General features: G+C 73.2%; 1 pseudogene. It reads left to right on the top strand.

Annotated features, from left to right (window positions below):
• A pseudogene (locus tag RF644_RS18810) lies at window positions 1–544 on the top strand (bifunctional salicylyl-CoA 5-hydroxylase/oxidoreductase); the annotation flags it as partial.

Below are 544 nucleotides of genomic sequence, written 5' to 3'. Positions count from 1 at the left end.
TTCCACCTCGTCCACCTCGGCGCCCGCGCCCTCGGCGGGGCGGGCCTGGTCATGACGGAGATGGTGTGCGTCAGCCCCGAGGGCCGGATCACCCCCGGCTGCACCGGCCTCTACACGGCCGAGCAGGCGGCCGCCTGGCGCCGCGTCACCGACTTCGTCCACCACCACGCGCCCGGCACCGCGATCGGCGTCCAGCTCGGCCACTCCGGCCGCAAGGGCTCCACCCGCGTCATGTGGGAAGGCATCGACCAGCCGCTCGACACCGGCAACTGGCCGGTGTCCGCCGCCTCCCCGCTCCCGTACCGGCCGGGGGTCAACCAGGTCCCGCACGCCCTCGACCGCACGGGACTCGCCGAGATCAGGCAGCAGTTCGCCGCGGCCGCCCGGCGCGCCGCCCGCAGCGGCTTCGACCTCCTCGAACTCCACTGCGCCCACGGTTATCTGCTCTCGGGTTTCCTCTCGCCATTGACCAACCGGCGTCACGACGCGTACGGCGGTTCCCTCGAGAACCGGCTCCGTTTCCCGCTCGAGGTGTTCGACGCCG

It is taken from the genome of Kocuria sp. CPCC 205258, assembly GCF_040981005.1.
Lineage (GTDB): Bacteria > Actinomycetota > Actinomycetes > Actinomycetales > Micrococcaceae > Kocuria > Kocuria rosea.
This window is presented reverse-complemented; position numbering and strand designations above follow the sequence as displayed.